Source organism: Pedobacter sp. 01T416_2 (genome assembly GCF_056398925.1).
The window spans coordinates 1-3014 of record NZ_JBFTQI010000718.1 but is presented as its reverse complement, the minus strand read 5'-3'; the positions used below and the strand labels follow the sequence as shown (position 1 = coordinate 3014).

Genomic DNA, 3014 nt, shown 5'->3' with positions numbered 1-3014 from the left:
AAATATAACGATTTTGACAATCAAAAAGGAAAATCATTTATATTTTTTACAATCAGATTGTTATCTGTAAAACGATTTCTGTTTGATTATGTTTTGATGCTATCTATCTGTGATTAAGTATTTTACAAAATCAATATAATTCCTTAATAGGTGCAACTGTTTGTTTGATATTACTTGATCCCGTTAGAGAATAAGTAACTACGTCATTATTTTTTTCTACATCCTTTTTATTTGCTTTCCACTTTGAAATAAACGTGCCATGACTGATCATTTCATGATCGGTAAAAGCATTTGGCATTTTTAGTTCTATAGGAAACTGGTCTACATATTCTATTTCTTCTAAAGTATAGCGATATATATTTTCAGTATCGCTCACTTCAAATATAATGCCTGGCAAACCGCCGAATTTCCATGGCCCAGCTTTAACTAAATTATCTTTTTTAAACCAGGCAATATATTTACGCCCTCTAAACTCGGTTTCGGCCCTCATACAAGTTTCGCCATTAATTTTCCTTGTTTCTGAAGAGATTTTCCAATTAAAATTGTTCAACGTATCCACCACTAAATAAGTTGCCTTTGACCAGATGTTTTCCGCATATATAAGACCAGAAATATCTGGCGATTTCAACACAAATGGCATCCTTTTCTCATTGTCTTTCACCATCAACTTAACCCTTGTCCTCCTACGTAGGCCCTCATAGGTCGTATCATTCTTAAAACTGGTACTACTTGGGATAACTATTTCTAACGACCGCCCATTTAAATAATATTGCTCTAATTTTATATTACTGGTTATTCCACTAATATTGATGTTGTTTGTATAATGAAATATGATCTTTTTTTGAGCAATAACGAATGGAGATAAACAGATAAATATTGCGAGGGCGAATAACTTTTTCATATTATTTTAGCATTTGCATAAAAATATAGACTCTTAGAGTCAAAAACCAAACATTAACATTATTTAACTTCCTCTTAATAAATTAACTTTGTAAAATGCTAAGAGACGAGATTAACAAAGCTTTTGAAGTATTAAAATCGGGCGGGGTGATCCTCTATCCTACCGATACCATTTGGGGAATAGGTTGCGATGCCACAAATCCTGAAGCAGTGGATAAAGTACTTAAAATAAAAAACCGTCCTGCCGAAAAAAGCCTCATTGTGTTATTGGATGTAGACAGCAAACTGCAAAGTTATGTTGCCGAAATACCTGATGTGGCTTATGATTTAATTGAATATGCTGAAAATCCTTTAACGATTATTTTCTCTGGCGCAAAAAACTTAGCCCAAAATGTAATCAATGCCGACGGAAGTGTGGGGATCAGAATTGTTAAACACGATTTTTGCACACCATTAATCCAACGCTTCAGGAAACCTATAGTTTCTACCTCTGCAAATTTAAGCGGGCAGCCTTCGCCAAAATTCTTTGACGATATAGCCCCCGAAATTATTGATGCTGTTGATTATGTGGTAGATTTTGAGCAGGAAAACCGAACCAACAGAAAGCCATCAACCATTATGAAACTTTCTCCCGGCGGACAATTTGAGTTTATTAGGAAGTAAGCCTCAATAGTTTTTATTAATTTCGCATCATTAAGTAATTCGTCACCCAATTTATTTTCAGAGACTTAATACTAATAAATGCTGATCTCGCACATTCGGGACAGCACGAAGCAATTTTTATGCAGCAACACCTACAAAACCCAATATTTAAAACCTTATCCACAACTGCCGATAAGAACAATACCGAAGCATATGTAATCGGAGGCTTTGTTCGCGATTTATTTTTAAATCGCCCTTCAAAAGATATTGATATTGTTGTTGTGGGCAGTGGAATAGAATATGCTGAAGCAGTAGGTAGAAAACTGCACACCAAAGTAGCTGTTTTTAAAAATTTTGGTACAGCAAATATTAAATATCAGGATTTAGAAGTCGAATTTGTAGGCRCCAGAAAAGAATCTTACCGTTCTGATTCCCGTAAACCCATTGTTGAAGACGGTACCTTAGAAGATGACCAGCTGCGCAGAGATTTCACCATCAATGCTTTAGCGATCAATTTAAATGCCGATCATTTTGGTGAACTGTTAGATCCGTTTGACGGGATTAAAGATTTAGAAAACAAGCTCATCCGTACCCCCCTCGATCCGGAAGTTACTTTTTCTGACGATCCTTTGCGCATGATGAGGGCAATCCGCTTTGCTTCGCAGCTTAATTTCAACATCGATCCGGCTGCCCTAAATGCCATTAAAACGCAAAAACAGCGCATTACCATTGTATCAAAAGAGCGGATAACAGATGAAATGAATAAAATCATCCTCTCAAAAAAACCTTCTATAGGCTTTAAACATCTTTTTGATACGGGCTTATTGCAGCTCATTTTCCCTCAAATGGCACAGCTTTATGGGGTAGAGATTATTAAAGGAAAAGGACATAAAGACAATTTTTACCATACACTTGAAGTATTAGATAACATTTGCGCAGACACTGATGATTTATGGTTGCGTTGGGCGGCTATCTTACATGATATTGCCAAACCAGCCACTAAACGTTTTGAAGAARGCCACGGTTGGACATTCCACGGACATGAAGATAGAGGAGCCAGAATGGTTCCAAAAATATTTGCACAGTTAAAACTGCCTTTAAACGAAAAGATGAAGTATGTGCAAAAATTGGTACAGCTTCATTTACGCCCAATTGTTCTGGCGCAGGAAACCGTTACAGATTCTGCGGTAAGGCGGTTACTTTTTGATGCCGGTGAAGAAATTGAAAGTTTAATGCTGCTTTGCAACGCCGATGTAACGACTAAAAACGAATACAAAAAAACAAAATACCGAAACAACTTTGAGCTGGTTAAACAAAAGCTTAAGGATGTAGAAGAACGCGATAAAATTAGAAACTGGCAGCCCCCTATTTCAGGAAACGATATCATGGAAACTTTCGGACTTGATGCAGGAAAAGAGGTTGGTATAATCAAACTTTCGGACTTGATGCAGGAAAAGAGGTTGGTATAATCA

Annotated in this window: 3 protein-coding genes; 2 read left to right on the top strand and 1 reads right to left on the bottom strand. The window is 36.4% G+C overall.

Features of this window, described 5'->3' with window-relative positions; all coding sequences use genetic code 11:
* Window positions 1–130: 130 nt before the first annotated feature.
* A complete protein-coding gene (locus AC1DPQ_RS23005) occupies window positions 131–901 on the bottom strand; it encodes a GLPGLI family protein (RefSeq protein ID WP_477583455.1) in 771 nt (256 codons plus the stop codon).
* A 95-nt stretch (window positions 902–996) separates the two neighbouring features.
* Between AC1DPQ_RS23005 and AC1DPQ_RS23000 the strand changes: the two genes are divergently transcribed.
* Together AC1DPQ_RS23000 and AC1DPQ_RS22995 are read left to right on the top strand one after the other, a co-directional pair.
* Complete coding sequence (locus tag AC1DPQ_RS23000) at window positions 997–1563, top strand: L-threonylcarbamoyladenylate synthase (RefSeq protein WP_477583457.1); 567 nt, start codon at window positions 997–999, stop codon at window positions 1561–1563.
* Window positions 1564–1682: 119 nt separating this feature from the next.
* Window positions 1683–3011 carry a CCA tRNA nucleotidyltransferase gene (locus tag AC1DPQ_RS22995; protein ID WP_477610990.1) on the top strand — a complete coding sequence of 443 codons (1329 nt, stop codon included), beginning with the start codon at window positions 1683–1685 and terminating at the stop codon, window positions 3009–3011.
* Window positions 3012–3014: the final 3 nt, after the last annotated feature.